Genomic DNA, 16,579 nt, shown 5'->3' on the forward strand with positions numbered 1-16,579 from the left:
GTACAAACATCCGTAATATGGGTATTAAATTGGGTTTCAAAGGCACTTACATTTGTACTGGATTAATAAGTCAACTGTAAATTTTACTTTCTGGAAAGTTTCACCACTCGATAAAAAGTCAAAAACCCTAACGAGGTTTAAAAATTAAATAAACTTCCATCTAAGACTAGTAATTCTATCAAACAGAGACACAGTTAGGGATAGCACTCGAAAAGACTGATAGAGATGATTAGTATTTAATGTTTTGAAAAATCAATAGTGACCAAGTTCTCTTGAAAATTGCAAGATGACTTAAAGGCAAATATGAAAGGCCAACATTGGTTAAAATTCAAACTGCACCGCGAAGGGCTAACTAGAAAGGATTAACGCAAACACTATATTTCTAACTTATGCAAAACGTAGTTTTTAACAACGGGGTAGAAATGCCCATTTTAGGATACGGGGTCTTTCAAATACCCGATTACGAAGAATGTAAAAAGTCAGTATTGGCGGCTTTGGATGCTGGTTATCGTAGTATAGATACCGCACAGGCCTATGGTAATGAAGAAGCGGTGGGCGATGCCATTAAAGAAAGTGGTATCGAAAGAGATGAAATATTCATTACCACAAAATTATGGATTTCCGATTATGGCTATGACCGCGCCAAATTGGCCTTTGAACGCACTTTAAACAAGCTGCAACTAGATTACTTGGATATTTACTTATTGCACCAACCGTTTAACGATGTGTATGGATCTTGGCGCGCTTTGGAAGAACTGAACCGAGTTGGTAGAATTCGTGCCATAGGGGTTAGTAATTTCTATCCGGATAGGCTGACGGATTTAGCGGAGTTCAATGACATTATACCTGCCTTGAACCAAATTGAGACCCATCCGTTTTATCAGCGTGAAGAAGACCAAAAGACCATGCAAAAACTAGGCGTGCAACATGAAAGTTGGGCTCCTTTTGCCGAAGGTCAATCCGATTTCTTCAACAATGACATACTCAAGAAAATTGGGGGCAATTATGGAAAATCAGTTGCCCAGGTAACTCTGCGATGGATGATACAACGCAGTATAGTGGTCATTCCTAAATCGGTTACACCATCAAGAATCAAAGAAAATTTCAATGTTTTTGATTTTGAACTAACCGAAGCAGAAATGAAGACTATCGCTGAAATGGACACCCAAAAAAGTCATTTTTTTGACCATAGAGACCCTGAACGAGTGTCTTGGTTTAAATCCCTCATATAATTAAACAAAGCATAAATAAAAATTAATGGAAACAACAACGATAAAAGCCTTAGGAACAACGGCCAATAACGAGCCGTTAAATGAGATGACCATTGAACGTCGTGAAGTGCAACCCCATGATGTGGAGTTTGAGGTGCTATACTGCGGTATTTGCCATTCTGACCTTCACCAAATACATAACGATTTTGGCCATACGGCCTATCCTATTGTACCGGGTCACGAAATTGTGGGCAAGGTCACCAAAATTGGTAGCCAGGTCACTAATTTTAAAGTAGGTGAATTGGTAGCCGTAGGATGCATTGTAGACTCTTGCAGACATTGCCAACATTGCGAAGAAGGCCACGAACAATACTGTGAAGAATTCCCCACCTTTTCGTTCAATTCTCCCGATAAGTATTTAGAAGGAAAAATGACCTATGGTGGTTTTGCCAAAACCTATGTGTGCGAAGACAAGTACGTGTTGCACATGCCAGATTTTAAAGATTTGGCCAATGGCACTGTTGGATTGGCCGCCGCCGCACCGCTATTGTGTGCGGGTATTACAGTATATTCCCCGTTACGCTATTGGAATGCCGGACCCGGTAAAAAAGTAGGCGTTTTAGGTATTGGTGGTTTGGGCCATTTGGCCATTAAAATTGCCAAGGCCATGGGTGCAGAGGTTACGGTGTTTACCACCTCACCGGCTAAAGTTGAAGATGCCAAAAGATTGGGTGCAGACTATGCGGTCTTGAGCAAAAATGAAGAAGAAATGCAAGCCTATCGTGGTACGCAAGATTTTATTATTGATACCGTTTCGGCCAAACACGATGTAAACACCTATTTAGGGTTGTTAAAAATCGAAGGTACTTTGGTTTTGGTAGGCCTACCACCAGAACCCTTGGAAGTGGGAGCCTTCAACGTGGTAATGGGCAGACGCAGTTTTGCGGGTTCTAACATTGGTGGTATAGCCGAGACCCAAGAAATGTTGGATTTCTGTGCCGAACACGATATTACCGCTGAGGTAGAGGTGATTTCACCTTCACAAGTCAACGAAGCTTTTGAACGCCTAGAAAAAGGCGATGTAAAATATCGATTTGTAATTGATATGGATACGCTTTAATACAAATAACAAAAACACAGATAATGAAAAACAAAAAGAATCATTCAAATAACAATGGAATCAGTCGTAGAGAATTTGCCTCTCGTTCTGCCCTTGGTTTGGCCGGCTTGACAGTGTCTTCTACCTTAGGTGTGGTTGCGCAAAATACCAAAACTAACATGAGCGGTACCAGTACCAATACTACTAACCGTATGTTGGGCGACCTTGAGGTTTCGGGAATTGGTTTGGGCTGTATGAGTATGAAGAGTGGCAGTTACAATCCGCCAAGAGATAAAAGTGAAATGATTCCCGTAATCCGTGGTGCCGTTGATTTAGGGGTTACGTTTTTTGATACGGCAGAGGTGTACGGCCCTTTTACCGATGAAGAATTGGTGGGCGAGGCTCTACAACCGGTTCGTGACCAAGTGGTCATTGCCAGTAAATTCGGGTTCAATCTAACTTCGGGCAGTAGAAGTGGCAGAAACAGCAAACCGGCGAACATAAAAACCGCGGTCGAGGGTATGCTCAAGCGTTTGCGCACAGACCGTATCGACTTATTATACCTGCACCGCGTTGACCCCGAAGTACCTGTTGAAGATGTAGCCGGTACGGTAAAAGAATTGATTAAGGAAGGAAAAGCATTGCATTTTGGCCTGTCGGAAGTAGCGCCAGATACCATTCGCAGGGCACATGCCGAACAAAAAGTAGCGGCCGTTCAGAGTGAATATTCCATGATTGAACGGGTTTTGGAAAATCAGGTTATTGATACGTGTGGCGAACTAGGTATTGGTTTTGTACCGTGGGGCGTAGTGAATAGAGGATTTTTAGGAGATAAATTCAACGAATACAGTCGTTTTTCAGATGATTCAAGATTTTCATCGGTACCTTATTTCACCCCTGAGGCCATAAAGGCCCACATGCCGGTATTAACTTTGGTGAGGGAATGGGCGCGTAAAAAAGACGCTACCCCAGCACAAATAGCTTTGGCATGGGTGATGGAACAAAAACCCTATATCGTACCCATACCAGGTACTACCAAGTTGCACCACATGAAAGAGAATATGGGCGCTTTGAACATACAATTCACAGTCCAAGAATTACAAGAATTTAGAACGGAATTAGAGAAAATTCCGTTAATAGGTGTTCGTGCCCCAGAAACGGCATTAACAGACCGTTAAAAAAACATGGTTGTTGATAGAAGAGACACTAAATTGAGGTGATGAACCGAATGAAAATGATGAGAATTTAGTGCTTCCCTTCTCAGTTTCCTGATCTACTTGGCCAATCGCTCAAGGGCTTTCAGTAAAAATGGTAGGAATATCCGTAATCTGGGTATTACCTCGTGTAGTACTGATGAATATTTTTGGTAAAACTAAATTCTAGAAAGCGGTGGTGACCAAAAACGGATATATTTCAAAAGGCCTTTACCTCATTCTTCTGTGTTTATTCCCTGGGTATTCTTTTGCTCAAGATGTATTTAAAAGTATTCAGGCAAAACACGTTTCCGAAGCCATCAATGTAGATGGGGTAATGGACGAGCCCATTTGGCAAACAGCGGAAGTTGCGGGCGACTTTCAACAATTTTTCCCATCAGACCAAGTGTCGGCTGAACACAGTACACAGGTAAAAGTGTTGTATTCAGACACGCATTTATATATTGGTATTTATGCGGAGAAAGCACCGGGTGATTATGTGGTTTCTAGTTTAAAAAGAGATTTCGGGGCGACCACCAATGACAATATTTCGTTGTTGTTCGACACCTTTAGTGATGGTACCACTGCGTATTTTTTTGGGGTCACCCCCTATGGAGTTCTAAGAGAAGGATTGGTTTCTGACGGTGGAACCACTTTTAATAACACTTGGGACATTAAGTGGCAGGCCGAAGCGACCCGGTTTGATGACCATTTTGTAATCGAGGTCGCCATACCCTTCACTTCGATGAAATTCCCCGAAGGAACTACCTCGTGGCGGTTTCGCCCTTACCGATGGAATAATCAGGTAAATCAGCAAGACAGTTGGGTCAAAGTGCCGCAGCAGCAATTACTGTCCAGTTTGGCCTATATGGGTGAACTTACCTTTGAAAAACCGTTAGGCGAATCGAGAATGCCCATAGCTCTTATTCCTTACATCAACCTGTTGGCCGATAAAGACTACTCGATCAACGAAAGTGAAACCAAATTTAAGACCGGTGGCGATGCCAAGATTTCTATTGGCAACGGAATGAATTTAGACTTGACCCTGAATCCTGATTTTTCCAATGTTGAGGTTGATGATATTTTCACCAATTTAACGCGCTTTGAAGTTAGGTTACCCGAAAAGCGTCAATTTTTTATTGACAATAGCGACCTTTTTGAAAACTTTGGTAATTCATTTAACGAAGCTAGACCCTTTTTTTCTAGGAGGATAGGGTTGGCCCGTGATGCCGATGGTAATTTGATACAGAACGATATCATCGGTGGTGCGCGTTTAAGTGGTAAACTAAATAAAGATTGGCGTTTGGGCTTTTTAAACCTTCAGACCGCACGGGACGAAGGGAATGAGATAGCATCTAACAATAACATGATGCTGGCCGTACAACGTAAGATTGGGGCTCGTTCAAATATTGGTGCGTTTTGGGTAAACCGCCAAGTGGTAGGCGACGAAGATTATATAACTCCTGAGGAAAATTACAACAGGGTGGTGGGTGTTGATTACAACTTGGCTTCTGCCGATAACATCTGGAACGGAAAATTCTATTTGCACAAATCATTTCAACCCGACGATTCGAAAGGAAACTTATCATCACAGGCCACGGTGACGTACAATCCGAGAAACTGGCGAATTATTGAAGACTTGGTGTATATAGACCAAGATTTTCGGGCAGATTTAGGTTTTGTGCCCAGAACCGACATTTTAAAATGGGGTAATGGCATTCAATACATTGCCTATCCAAAAAAAGGAATTTTCAATACCCATGGTATTCGCGCCTTGTCGGTGATGTATTGGCGACCAAGTTTAGATTATCAAAATACGGATCGTAGGTTGAGCTTAAGTTGGGAAACCGATTTTAAGAATCAGGCATCCGCAGAGGCTTTTTTCACCAATAACTATATCTTTTTGACGGGTGCTTTTGACCCTACTCGAACTCTTGGGGCTACCCCATTGCCTGGCGACCAGGGCTATCATTTCAATCAGTTAAGTTTTGAATATCAATCCAATAACAGCAACATACTCACTTATGGGGGTACTGCCACTATCGGAAGGTTTTTTAACGGAGAAATCACGGCGGTAGGTGGCCAAGTAGGTTTACGAATTCAGCCCAAAGCACAAATAAGTTTGGGATTGGATTACAACGGAATTCGATTGCCCGATCCCTATGCAGATGCCAATATTTTCTTTGCGACTTTACGTTCCGAAATTACCTTCAGCAAAAGCGTGTTTTGGACGACCCTTGCACAATACAGCAACCGGCAGGAGAATTTCGGAATCAACTCGCGGTTGCAATGGCGTTTTGCCCCATTGTCAGATTTGTACTTGGTGTACAATGATAATTATTTTACGAGTCCGTATAGTCCGAGGTTTAGATCTATTAATTTAAAGTTGACTTATTGGCTTAACATATAAACTAAAACAATACTATTATGAAACAATTAGTTCTATTTTCTCTTTTGTCTTTTTCAGCCGCTCTATCTGCTCAAAATTCAGATTACACTGTTTCTTCCTATTTAACCGAAGGTAACAAGGCGCCCAACACCCATTATATCGGGGAAGCCTGGTTGAACCATGTTTTGGAAGCAGACGATGATTTAAGCTATAACATCACCAAGGCCACTTTTAAGGCAAATTCTACCCTTGATTGGCATAAGCACGAATCGGTACAAGTACTGGTAATCGTAGAGGGCGAAGGTTATTATCAAGAGAGAGGTAAAGAGCCTATGATCTTGAAAGAAGGAGATGTTATTAGATGTGAAAAAGACACAGAGCACTGGCATTCATCTTCAAAGAAAAACGACGTGACCTATTTGGCAATTTATGGTGGTGAAACCCCTACGGTATGGACCGAGGTACTTTCACAAGAATATTACGACGGCGTTTCCAGAAAACTAGATAATTAGAAGAAGTCTTAAGGTTTGAGGGCTTTCAAAAATACCAATCTTATTGATTAAAAATAAAGAATAATGAAAACAAGAAAGTTAGGAGGAAGCTTAGAAGTCTCTGCTATGGGGCTCGGCTGTATGGGTATGAGTTTTGGTTACGGTCCTGCTAAAAGTACCGAAGAAATGATTCAGCTCATTTGTAAGGCTGTTGATTTGGGGGTTACCTTTTTCGATACGGCCGAGGTATATGGGCCATATACGAATGAACTTTTGGTCGGCGAAGCCTTAGAACCTTTTAAGGGGAAGGTGAAAATTGCTACCAAATTTGGATTCAATTTTATTGATGGAAAAATGGAAGGATTGAATAGTCGGCCAGAGAATATTCGAAAAGTGGCCGAGGAAAGTTTAAGACGATTGCGGGTAGAAACCCTTGATTTATTTTACCAACATCGGGTGGATCCGAACATTCCGATAGAAGATGTGGCCGGCACCGTAAAAGATTTGATTGCAGAAGGTAAGGTGCAACATTTTGGCCTGTCGGAAGCTGGTGCGAATACTATCAGAAAGGCCCACGCCGTACAACCTGTCACGGCCTTGCAAAGTGAGTACTCGATGTGGACGCGGAAACATGAAGCTGAAATTATACCGACCATTGAAGAATTGGGCATCGGGTTGGTGGCTTATAGTCCGTTGGGCAAAGGTTTTCTTTCAGGTAAAATCGATGAAGAAACCAAATTTGAGGAGGGCGATATTAGAAATGTATTGCCAAGATATACAGAGCAGGCTAGAGAGGCAAACAAAGTATTATTGAGACTATTACATGAATATGCTATGGTAAAAAACGCAACACCAGCGCAAATTGCATTGGCTTGGGTTTTACATCAAAAACCTTGGATTGTTCCCATTCCCGGCACTACAAAATTACATCGCTTAGAAGAAAACTTGAAGGCTGCAAATATTGAACTGTCTGTTTCCGAATTACAAGAAATTGAAAGGGCTTCAGCTGAAATTAAGATTGTTGGTGATAGGTATACGGAGCAGATGGAAAAGGCCACCGGTTTATAAATAGATGCCTACATGAGTTCCTTCCAACCCTCCAAGCCGAAAACCTATCTTGAAATAGGACGTAACTTTTTGAATATATCGGAAGGACAGTTTCCTATAAATGAGCCTTCACAGATTATAAAGTTTCGAACAGCTTCTGACTTTGCCAATGAACTTAATATTCATGTGAACCACCTGAATAGGTCGGTAAAGCTTTTAACGGGTCATACTACCACAGAGAATATTAACCAGGCCATCTTAAAGGAGGCAAAAAGGTTGTTAAGGAGAAACCAATGGCCAATTCATATAATAGCTATGGTTCTAGCCTTTAAAGAAGCGACTCATTTCAGTAATTTCTTCAAAAGGAATATTGGGCTGAGTCCTACCGAATTTCGTTCTGAAAAAGTAGATAGGTCTCAGTAGTTACTTCATCAATTCAACATCCGATAATCGCTTGGGGAGTACCCCACTTTACTTTTAAATAGCCGTGTAAAATGTTGCGGATGCTTGAAACCCAACTCATAGGCAATTTCGCTAATGGTTTTATCGGGATCAAAGATTTTATCCTTAGCAATTTCAATTACTCTATACCGAATAAATTCCATCGCGCTTTTTCCTGTCTCCTTTTTAACCAAATCACCAAAATAGTTGGGCGATAGGTGCTGTTCTTGGGCAAAATGGCTCACCGATGGCATCCCTTCCTTTCGGGCCTTACCTGTTCGGATATAGGCGTTCAGTGAAGATTCAAATTGCTCAATGACACCAAGGTTGGCCGAATCACGAGTTATAAATTGCCGGTCATAAAACCGGTTACAGTAATTCAGGAACAATTCGATGTTTGAGACAATGACACCTTTGCTATGCTTGTCAATATTCTGTGAGAGTTCATAGGAGATTTTATCGAAGCAATCGAGTACTATTTGCCTTTCTTTTAAAGAGAGGTGCAGTGCCTCATGTAATTCATAGGAAAAGAAGGAATAACGCTCTATTATATTACCTAGGTGTGTACCGCGAATCAATTCAGGGTGAAACAATAGTGCATGCCCCGAAGGCTTTATATTAGTATCCAAATTTGAAATATCGACTACTTGGCCCGGACCAAGAAATACTAATGTACCGTCTTGATAGTCGTAGTTTTGTCGACCATACTTCAATATGCAATTTTGCCCCTGCTTTAGAAATGCGGCATAAAAGTGGTACCGTACTGCCCCTGCTTTTTTATTTACAGACCATTCACCATCATTAAGATTGATGACACTCACCAAAGGATGTAGTGCCGAAAGATTGAGTCCGGAGCAATAATCGTTTATCGTAAACAAATCCACAATATCGTTCATGCCAGTCCCTTTTTTGATAAAGTTAACATTTGCCTCCCAAATAAATAGCATAAAGAAATGTGAATCCGTAATGTGGGTAGGTATTTCCGTAAAATGGGTATGTAAATTGAAATGAGCGGTTTGTATTTTTGAGAGAGCTCATTTAAAACACATATAAAATGAAGAATTTTGTAGTAGTTTTCTTTATAGTCATAAGTAGCACCTCTCTATTCTCGCAAGGTGCAGACATTCAAACCGAGATTAAAGAACTTTCCAAACAAAAATGGCAATGGATGGCGGAAAAGGATGTTGACAAACTGGCTAACTTATTCCATGAAAAAGCAAAATTTGTGCATATGAGCGGATCCTGGAAAAAGGACCGGGAACTTGAGATTATTCAAACAGGAAGCATTTGGTATAAGCAGGGTTGCCAAAAAAGACCCAAAGAAGGAAAGATTGGATATTATTCAAAAAGCCGTAGAGGCTAGAGAACTTCATTAACTAATCGTACACTCATGAAAATTCAGTATATCCTATTTCTTTTTCTATCCTTTTGCCTATCGTTAGAGACAATTGGGCATAGTCCGATTTCAACCACTCCTGCCACTTCAGAAAAGAATTTAATTCTTTACTTATCAAGAACACAAAATACCAAAACAGTAGCTCAAATGATACAGGAAGAAGTGGGGGGAGATTTGGTGGCGCTCGAACTTGAAACTCCGTATCCAGAAAATTATCAGGAGATTGTTTCTCAGGTGGCCAAAGAGAACGAGACCGGATTTTTACCGCCTTTGAAAACCAAAGTAAATCTTGAACAGTACGAAACTATTTTTTTGGGCTTTCCAACGTGGGGTATGAAATTGCCTCCGCCAATGAAAAGCTTTTTAAAGTCAAATGACTTGGAGGGAAAAACGGTCTTACCCTTTAATACCAATGCCGGTTACGGCGTGGGCAGTAGTTTTGAACAGGTAAGGCAATTATGTGAAAACTGTAACGTAAAGGAAGGTTACACTACTAAGGGCGGAATTGAGCGCGATGGTATTTTATTGGCGATTAAAGATGAAAGAAAACATCTGGTACAAAACGAAGTACGAGATTGGCTGAAGCAAAACGGATTTTAATTTTTAATTGTTAAAATTTCTAAAAATAAACTTAAAACTGTAGGTCTTGTTTGAAATTTATAAGTAGGAAGACCCAAATTTTCAATACTTTCAAAGGAATCTTTATAATTATGGCAAACTTTTCATTAAACATCAACGGAAAAAACCACGAGGTAGATGTAGACCCCAGTACTCCAATGCTTTGGGTATTGCGCGACCATTTACAGTTTGTAGGAACTAAATACGGTTGCGGTATCGCTCAATGCGGTGCTTGTACGGTACATCTAGGCGATAATGCGGTGCGTTCTTGCCAATTACCCGTATCTGCCGTGGGCGAACAAAAAATAACCACGATCGAAGGCTTATCGGAAAACGGTGACCATCCGGTTCAAAAAGCTTGGCTAGAGATAGACGTTCCGCAATGTGGTTACTGCCAGGCCGGTCAGATTATGACCGCTTCGGCTTTGCTGAAAAACAATCCTAACCCTACGGATGCTGAGATTGAAAGTGCCATGAACGGGAATATTTGCCGCTGTGGTACCTACACACGAATAAAAAAGGCGGTCAAATTGGCCGCTCAGGGCGATTCATAATCATACTTTAAAAGTTATCCCATGAAAACGGTTAAAACACATATAGGAAGAAGGGCATTTATAAAGAACACGAGCTTGGCGGGTGGCGGACTCGTTTTGGGCTTTAGCATTTTTAACTCATGCAAACAGAATGAAGCTACCAGAATAGTAGAGAGAGAATTGCCGAAAGAGTGGTTCGATATCAATTCGTATCTCAAAATAGGTGATAATGGTATGGTAACGATAATGGCTCCTAATCCTGAATTCGGTCAAGGGGTTATTACCTCGATGCCGATGATTGTTGCTGAAGAGTTAGATGTTGCATGGAAAGATGTAATCGTCGAACAGGCCAATTTCGATGCCGATAATTATGGTTGGCAGTTTTCGGGAGGTAGCCAGGGTATTCGCCGAAGATGGGAAGGTTTGAGAATGGCCGGTGCGACCGCCAAACACATGTTGAAAGAAGCGGCGGCAAAAAATTGGCAGGTACCGGTTACGGAGATTTCGGTATCAGAAGGAATTTTGAAACATAAGGCAACCAATAAATCGGCAGGTTACGGTGAAATGGCTGCTTAGGCCTCCACTTTAGAGGTTCCGGAAGAAGTTTCATTAAAAGAGGTAAAAGATTTTACGATTGTAGGTAATTCCAAGAAAAGCGTTGAAAACAAAAAGCTGGTTACTGGCAAGCCGCTGTTCGGTATCGATTATCAATATGAGGGGGCTCTTACGGCAATGGTCGTGCATCCGCCCGCTTTTGGGCTACAGTTGAAATCTTTTGATGCCGATTCCATAAAGAAAATGCCGGGCATTGTCGATGTCTTTCAAATCAAGACGCTCAAAGAGGGTATGACCCGTGGTTATTTTGATACCAATGCCTTCACCGATTTAGTGGCAATCGTTGGTCAATCTACGTGGCAGGTGATGAATGCGAAAAAGCAGCTCACGGTAGAATGGCAGCCCGTTGAAAAATCAAGTCATAAGGTAGATAGGTTCGGTACTGAGATAGAAGTTGAGGTACCGGATGGGTTAGAGAGTACTGAAGCTCATTACGAGCAAATGAACGGCATGCTATCAAAAACCGCTACGGTAGCACGAAAAGATGGTCAGCCTGAAAGTGCTTTTAAAACCGCTGCGAAAACTATTGAGCGAAGTTATAGTTGTCCGTTCTTGGCCCACAATTGTATGGAGCCCATGAATTTCTTTGCCCATGTAACCGATGACGAAGTTCTGTTGGCCGGCCCGGTTCAGGCACCTTCATTGGTAGAAGCCACTTTGGCTTCAAGGCTAGACCTTCCGTTGGAAAAAATAAATATAGAGCTTACAAGAATGGGCGGTGGTTTTGGTAGAAGGGCTTACGGTCATTATGCCATTGAGGCGGCCTTGATATCAAAACAGGCAAAAGCACCCGTAAAACTGGTCTACTCTCGAGAAGATGATATGACCTTTGGTATTTATAGGCCATCATATATGGCCAGCTATAAAGCAGCGCTCGACGAAGAAAACAATCTGGTCGCCTTTCAGGTGAAAGCTGGTGGTGTACCGGAAACCCCTTTGTTCGCCAACCGCTTTCCTGCCGGTGCTGTAGCGAATTATCAAGCAGAGCAATGGGAGATCAACTCCAATATTACCATAGGTGCTTTTCGCGCTCCCCGTTCCAATTTTATGGCCGGTGCCGAACAATCATTCTTAGATGAAGTGGCAGAAGCCGCGGGTAAAGATCCCATTGATTTTAGATTGGAATTGTTGGAGAAAGTAAAGAGCAATCCTGTAGGAGAAAACAATGATTACGACCCTGAGCGCTTGGCTGGTGTGCTGAAATTGGTGCGGGAAAAGTCAAATTGGGCAAATAGCGACCCTGGAGTCCATCGAGGGGTTTCCGCTTATTTCTGTCATAATAGTTACGCTGCCCATGTCTTGGATATGGTGATGGAAGACGGTCAGCCAAAGGTAACCAAGGTAGTTTGTGCGATTGATTGCGGCATTGTAATTAACCCTGATGCGGCCGCTAATATGGCCGAGGGAGCCATAATAGATGGGATAGGGAACGCCATGTATGGCGAATTGACCTTCGTCGATGGAAAACCCCAACAACAAAATTTTGATAGTTACCGAATTATTCGTCATAAAGAAGTACCTGATTCGATTGAGGTACATTTCGTGCAGAATGAAATTGACCCGACCGGTTTAGGAGAACCGCCATTTCCTCCAGTTTTTGGAGCTTTGGCCAATGCCATGTACAAAGCAACGGGTCGAAGGCACTACAGGCAGCCATTCATAACCGACAAACCTCCATTAGTAGGCTAGTAAATTTTTAGAGGAAGGAAAGGGGGCGAAAATGATAGTGAACCATTATATGAGAGAAAAAGGGATAATTACTATTTGCTTTGTATTCGGCTTTTTAAGTTGGTCATGCAGCCAAGAGAATAAGGTAATCGATTGGTTTCCGAAGGGTACGGTACTGCATGGTAATATCAATTACAATAACGATACACTTAAAAAGCATCTCTTGGATATTTACTTACCTCCCAAGCCTGAAAAAAGAATGCCTCTTATTGTTTTTGTTCATGGCGGTGGCTGGATCGTAAACGACAAATATGCCGATATAGGCTACATGAAGTAGACCGTATCGGAAATTATAGAAAGTGGGTATGCCCTGGCATCCATTGACTATCGTTTTGCAACACAGGCAAAATTTCCAGCTCAGATACAAGACTGTAATGCAGCGGTATCATTTTTGGTCGACCATGCTGATGAATATGGTTTTGACACGGACAGGATAGCGGTGATGGGCTTTTCAGCTGGTGGACACCTAGCTTCTATGATGGGGCTCTCAAAAAATAATAAAGTTGGTGAATTTTTCATGGCGGGAACGAACGATGATTTTCAATTTAAGGCGGTAGTCGATTTTTACGGCCCGGCTGAATTGATACTGTTTCCTGGTGCGAATGACCCCGAGTCACCCGAAGCTTTGCTTATCGGTGCAACACCGGTGAAGCGCCCTGATTTGGCCAAAATTGCTAGCCCCACCACATACATTGATAAAGGAGACCCTCCATTTCTTATTATTCATGGGGAAAAGGACGATATGGTACACCCTAGGCACTCACAATTAATGAGCTCGTGGCTTACCACAAAGGGTATTGAAAATGAATTGATCATTGTTAAGGATGCGCCCCATTACGGTGAAATGTTCGATGCGGATGATATTCGTACCAAGGTTATCGATTTCCTGAAGAAACATTTGGATCAATGAAAATGAGTGGTACGAAAATAGGGTTCCGGTTTTCGATGGTAATCATGGGTCTTATGCTGATGTTCTCATCACTCGTCGGTCAGACCGTAGAAAAAAGTACAGATGATTTCACTGATGCGAGCATGATGGTGAGAATTGCCGCACTTGAAATTTATCCTGAACATTTACAGGATTATCTGGCTATTTTAAAAGAGGAAGCTGAAGCTTCGGTACGATTGGAAAAGGGGGTGATCTGCATCTATCCCATGTACATAGAAGAGAACAAGAACCAGATTCGATTATTGGAAATCTATGCCAATAGAAAGGCCTATGAAGAGCATCTGAAATCACCACATTTCAAGCATTACAAAACAGCAACTTTAAAAATGGTCAAGAAGCTAGAGTTAATAGACATGAAGCCTATAGATAAAGAAACGATGCCAGATATATTTAAGAAGATGGGGCAATCGAGTGACTAAAAAGTTTAAACCTAAAGTAAGAATTATGCCGACTACAAAAATTAAAATGGGAAGACGTTCCTTTATCAAAAATGCGGGTATGGGTAGTGGGGCTCTTATATTAGGTTTTAGTTTCTTGAATGCTTGTAAGCCTAATGGTTCTAAAGAAAATTCCATTGACAGTGCTCCAAAGGAATGGTTTAAAATAAATGGCTATTTGAAAATAGCCGATAATGGCGTGGTAACTATTATGTCTCCTAATCCGGAAGGCGGGCAGAATGTTAAGACCTCAATGCCCATGATTATCGCTGATGAACTCGATGTCGATTGGGCCGACGTAACCGTAGAGCAAGCACCTCTCGATACCGATGCTTTCACAAGACAGTTCATAGGCGGAAGCCAAGCGATCAGGCTCGGTTGGCCAGGTTTGCGAATGGCGGGAGCCTCCGCAAGGCATATGTTGAAAATGGCTGCTGCCGAAAAGTGGAATGTTCCTGTTGAAGAAATAGAAACGGGCAATGGTCGTCTTATGCATGAGGCAGGTAATCACAGTGGCAGTTATGGTGAGTTCGCTTCGGCCGCCTCGACCTTAGAAGTGCCGGAAGAGGTTGCTCTCAAAGAGTTGAGTGAGTTTGAGATTATTGGTCGTTCTAAAAAGAATGTAGATGGCCAAAAAATTGTAACGGGCAAACCGCTTTTTGGGGTTGATACCCATCGAGAAGGTATGCTGATAGCAATGATTGTTCACCCTCCTGCGTTTGGTTTGAGAATTAAGTCTATTGATGACTCCAAGGCTAAGAGTATGCCCGGCATTAGAGATATTTTTAGTGTCAAGGTCTACAATGATGACTACGTGAAAACGTTTTTTGATACCCGTACTTTTAACGAAGTGGCGGTTATCGTTGGTGAATCTACCTGGCAGGTAATGCAAGCGAAAAAAGAATTAGAAATCGAATGCGAACCTATAGTTAGCTCTACCGATATTCGCGACCGCTTCGGAACTTCCTGGGAACAACACACCCCGTCCGGCCTTGAAAGTTCTGATGCCCATTATCGGGCTATGGAAAAAATGTCAAGGACAGGGGGTGAGGTGCGAAGAAAAGACGGAAACCCCGAAGAGGCTTTTGGGCGTGCGACCAAAACCATTGAGCGTATGTATACAGCACCGTTTTTGGCCCATAATTGTATGGAACCAATGAACTTCTTTGCCGATGTCAAAAACGGAAGGGCCGAGTTGGTAGGTCCGCTACAGAAACCTGAATTCACCGAACAGACGTTATCCGCCAGAACAGGAATTCCTTTGGAGAATATTGAGATCAAAATGACCCGTTTGGGCGGCGGTTATGGCCGTCGCTCTTATGCGCATTGGTTGGTAGAAGCAGCTCTGATATCACAACGTATGGAGGCTCCCGTGAAACTTATCTATTCGCGAGAAGATGATATGACCGACGGTATTTATCGCCCTTCCTACATGATTCGAATCAAGGCCGGTCTCGATGATAAAAACCACTTGATGGCCTATCATGTCAATGCTGGTGGAATTCCCGAGAGCCCCATGTACGAAAACCGATTTCCTGCCGGTGCGGTAGATCATTATCTCGCTGAAGATTGGACCATCGATAGTAATATTACAGTGGGTTCCTTTCGGGCGCCACGTTCCAATTTTATGGCGGCGGCCGAGCAGTCTTTTTTAGATGAGGTTGCCGAACTTGCAGGTAAAGATCCCATCGATTTTCGTTTAGAACTGCTTGATAGGGCCATTAAAAAACCCTTGGAAGGTGTTACTAACGATTATGACCCAGTAAGGTATGCAGAGGTCTTGAAGTTGGTTAGGGAAAAGTCGCAGTGGGCAACCAATAATAAAAATAGGGGGGTGGCCGCCTATTATTGTCATAACAGTTACGCTGCTCAAGTACTTGATTTTGAGATGGTCGATGGGCAACCAAAAGTACAAAAAGTGGTGTGTGCCCTTGATTGTGGAATCGTAATTAACCCCGATGGAGCGGTAAATATGGCCGAAGGGGGTATCATTGACGGAATCGGCAATGCCTTATATGGCGAGATGCCGATTGAAAATGGGGCGCCCACCAAAAGTAATTATGACACGTATCGTCTCATTCGCATGAATGAAGCTCCAAAAGAAATTGAGGTACATTTCGTAGAAAATGAAGTAGACCCCACCGGACTTGGTGAACCAACTTTCCCGCCCATATTTGCAGCTTTGGCAAATGCTATTTATAAAGTGACGGGTAAGAGGTTGTATAAACAGCCTTTTGCTTCCCAGCTTGTTTCCGAGGGTTGAAAACTGTACTTCTTTCCACTTAAAATAGAACGGGAATATTCGGTCTGATAAAAATGTTGAAATTCAGGACACTACAGGATACCCTTAGAGAACTAAATTGGTAAGTTAGAAACGGAGCAGGCAGTTTTGAAAAAGTCCTGTTGTCCGAAGGTATTAGACCTATCACCCA

Annotated in this window: 13 protein-coding genes and 2 pseudogenes; 14 read left to right on the forward strand and 1 reads right to left on the reverse strand. The window is 42.3% G+C overall.

Annotated elements, in window-relative coordinates; genetic code table 11:
• Nucleotides 1–389: 389 nt before the first annotated feature.
• The 7 genes from IL356_RS15475 (at nucleotide 390) to IL356_RS15505 (ending at nucleotide 7,853) form a co-directional block, all read left to right on the forward strand.
• Complete coding sequence (locus IL356_RS15475) at nucleotides 390–1,232, forward strand: aldo/keto reductase (RefSeq protein ID WP_121848428.1); 843 nt, start codon at nucleotides 390–392, stop codon at nucleotides 1,230–1,232.
• Between the two features lie 25 nt (nucleotides 1,233–1,257).
• Complete coding sequence (locus tag IL356_RS15480; protein WP_121848429.1) at nucleotides 1,258–2,331, forward strand: NAD(P)-dependent alcohol dehydrogenase; 1,074 nt, start codon at nucleotides 1,258–1,260, stop codon at nucleotides 2,329–2,331.
• A gap of 23 nt (nucleotides 2,332–2,354) precedes the next feature.
• Complete coding sequence (locus IL356_RS15485) at nucleotides 2,355–3,488, forward strand: aldo/keto reductase (protein WP_121848430.1); 1,134 nt, start codon at nucleotides 2,355–2,357, stop codon at nucleotides 3,486–3,488.
• 214 nt (nucleotides 3,489–3,702) lie between these two features.
• Nucleotides 3,703–5,913 (forward strand): DUF5916 domain-containing protein, encoded by a 2,211-nt coding sequence (locus IL356_RS15490; RefSeq protein WP_240467935.1) that lies wholly within the window; start codon nucleotides 3,703–3,705, stop codon nucleotides 5,911–5,913.
• Nucleotides 5,914–5,930: 17 nt separating this feature from the next.
• Nucleotides 5,931–6,404 (forward strand): cupin domain-containing protein, encoded by a 474-nt coding sequence (locus tag IL356_RS15495; protein ID WP_121848431.1) that lies wholly within the window; start codon nucleotides 5,931–5,933, stop codon nucleotides 6,402–6,404.
• 63 nt (nucleotides 6,405–6,467) lie between these two features.
• A complete protein-coding gene (locus IL356_RS15500; RefSeq protein WP_121848432.1) occupies nucleotides 6,468–7,451 on the forward strand; it encodes an aldo/keto reductase in 984 nt (327 codons plus the stop codon).
• A gap of 12 nt (nucleotides 7,452–7,463) precedes the next feature.
• Entirely contained in the window at nucleotides 7,464–7,853 is a 390-nt protein-coding gene (locus IL356_RS15505) for a helix-turn-helix domain-containing protein (RefSeq protein ID WP_121848433.1), read from the forward strand.
• An 8-nt stretch (nucleotides 7,854–7,861) separates the two neighbouring features.
• Here IL356_RS15505 and IL356_RS15510 read toward each other — a convergent pair whose 3' ends face one another.
• Entirely contained in the window at nucleotides 7,862–8,767 is a 906-nt protein-coding gene (locus IL356_RS15510; protein WP_121850666.1) for a helix-turn-helix domain-containing protein, read from the reverse strand.
• A gap of 158 nt (nucleotides 8,768–8,925) precedes the next feature.
• Between IL356_RS15510 and IL356_RS15515 the strand changes: the two genes are divergently transcribed.
• The 7 genes and pseudogenes from IL356_RS15515 (at nucleotide 8,926) to IL356_RS15545 (ending at nucleotide 16,410) form a co-directional block, all read left to right on the forward strand.
• Nucleotides 8,926–9,234 (forward strand): nuclear transport factor 2 family protein, encoded by a 309-nt coding sequence (locus IL356_RS15515; RefSeq protein WP_205601284.1) that lies wholly within the window; start codon nucleotides 8,926–8,928, stop codon nucleotides 9,232–9,234.
• Between the two features lie 27 nt (nucleotides 9,235–9,261).
• Nucleotides 9,262–9,867 (forward strand): flavodoxin, encoded by a 606-nt coding sequence (locus IL356_RS15520; protein ID WP_121848434.1) that lies wholly within the window; start codon nucleotides 9,262–9,264, stop codon nucleotides 9,865–9,867.
• A 110-nt stretch (nucleotides 9,868–9,977) separates the two neighbouring features.
• Nucleotides 9,978–10,439 (forward strand): (2Fe-2S)-binding protein, encoded by a 462-nt coding sequence (locus IL356_RS15525; RefSeq protein ID WP_121850667.1) that lies wholly within the window; start codon nucleotides 9,978–9,980, stop codon nucleotides 10,437–10,439.
• A gap of 21 nt (nucleotides 10,440–10,460) precedes the next feature.
• Nucleotides 10,461–12,722: pseudogene (locus IL356_RS15530) on the forward strand (molybdopterin cofactor-binding domain-containing protein).
• A 49-nt stretch (nucleotides 12,723–12,771) separates the two neighbouring features.
• Nucleotides 12,772–13,671, forward strand: a pseudogene (locus IL356_RS15535) (alpha/beta hydrolase fold domain-containing protein).
• On the forward strand, nucleotides 13,668–14,129 hold the full coding sequence (locus IL356_RS15540) for a putative quinol monooxygenase (protein WP_225621515.1): 462 nt from the start codon (nucleotides 13,668–13,670) through the stop codon (nucleotides 14,127–14,129). The pseudogene IL356_RS15535 and the gene IL356_RS15540 overlap by 4 nt, the downstream one beginning before the upstream one ends.
• Before the next feature lie 25 nt (nucleotides 14,130–14,154).
• Nucleotides 14,155–16,410, forward strand: coding sequence for a xanthine dehydrogenase family protein molybdopterin-binding subunit (locus IL356_RS15545; RefSeq protein WP_121850669.1), 2,256 nt, complete (start codon nucleotides 14,155–14,157; stop codon nucleotides 16,408–16,410).
• The last annotated feature ends 169 nt before the right edge of the window (nucleotides 16,411–16,579 follow it).

The organism is Euzebyella marina (genome assembly GCF_014855515.1).
Taxonomy (GTDB): domain Bacteria; phylum Bacteroidota; class Bacteroidia; order Flavobacteriales; family Flavobacteriaceae; genus Euzebyella; species Euzebyella marina.

Excerpts from the sequence above, each read along its gene's own strand:
- IL356_RS15545 (WP_121850669.1), top strand. The coding sequence starts at position 14,155 with ATGCCGACTACAAAAATTAAAATGGGAAGACGTTCCTTTATCAAAAAT.
- IL356_RS15500 (WP_121848432.1), top strand. The coding sequence starts at position 6,468 with ATGAAAACAAGAAAGTTAGGAGGAAGCTTAGAAGTCTCTGCTATGGGG.
- IL356_RS15510 (WP_121850666.1), bottom strand. The coding sequence starts at position 8,767 with ATGAACGATATTGTGGATTTGTTTACGATAAACGATTATTGCTCCGGA.
- IL356_RS15495 (WP_121848431.1), top strand. The coding sequence starts at position 5,931 with ATGAAACAATTAGTTCTATTTTCTCTTTTGTCTTTTTCAGCCGCTCTA.
- IL356_RS15505 (WP_121848433.1), top strand. The coding sequence starts at position 7,464 with ATGAGTTCCTTCCAACCCTCCAAGCCGAAAACCTATCTTGAAATAGGA.
- IL356_RS15480 (WP_121848429.1), top strand. The coding sequence starts at position 1,258 with ATGGAAACAACAACGATAAAAGCCTTAGGAACAACGGCCAATAACGAG.
- IL356_RS15525 (WP_121850667.1), top strand. The coding sequence starts at position 9,978 with ATGGCAAACTTTTCATTAAACATCAACGGAAAAAACCACGAGGTAGAT.
- IL356_RS15520 (WP_121848434.1), top strand. The coding sequence starts at position 9,262 with ATGAAAATTCAGTATATCCTATTTCTTTTTCTATCCTTTTGCCTATCG.
- IL356_RS15540 (WP_225621515.1), top strand. The coding sequence starts at position 13,668 with ATGAAAATGAGTGGTACGAAAATAGGGTTCCGGTTTTCGATGGTAATC.
- IL356_RS15515 (WP_205601284.1), top strand. The coding sequence starts at position 8,926 with ATGAAGAATTTTGTAGTAGTTTTCTTTATAGTCATAAGTAGCACCTCT.
- IL356_RS15485 (WP_121848430.1), top strand. The coding sequence starts at position 2,355 with ATGAAAAACAAAAAGAATCATTCAAATAACAATGGAATCAGTCGTAGA.
- IL356_RS15475 (WP_121848428.1), top strand. The coding sequence starts at position 390 with ATGCAAAACGTAGTTTTTAACAACGGGGTAGAAATGCCCATTTTAGGA.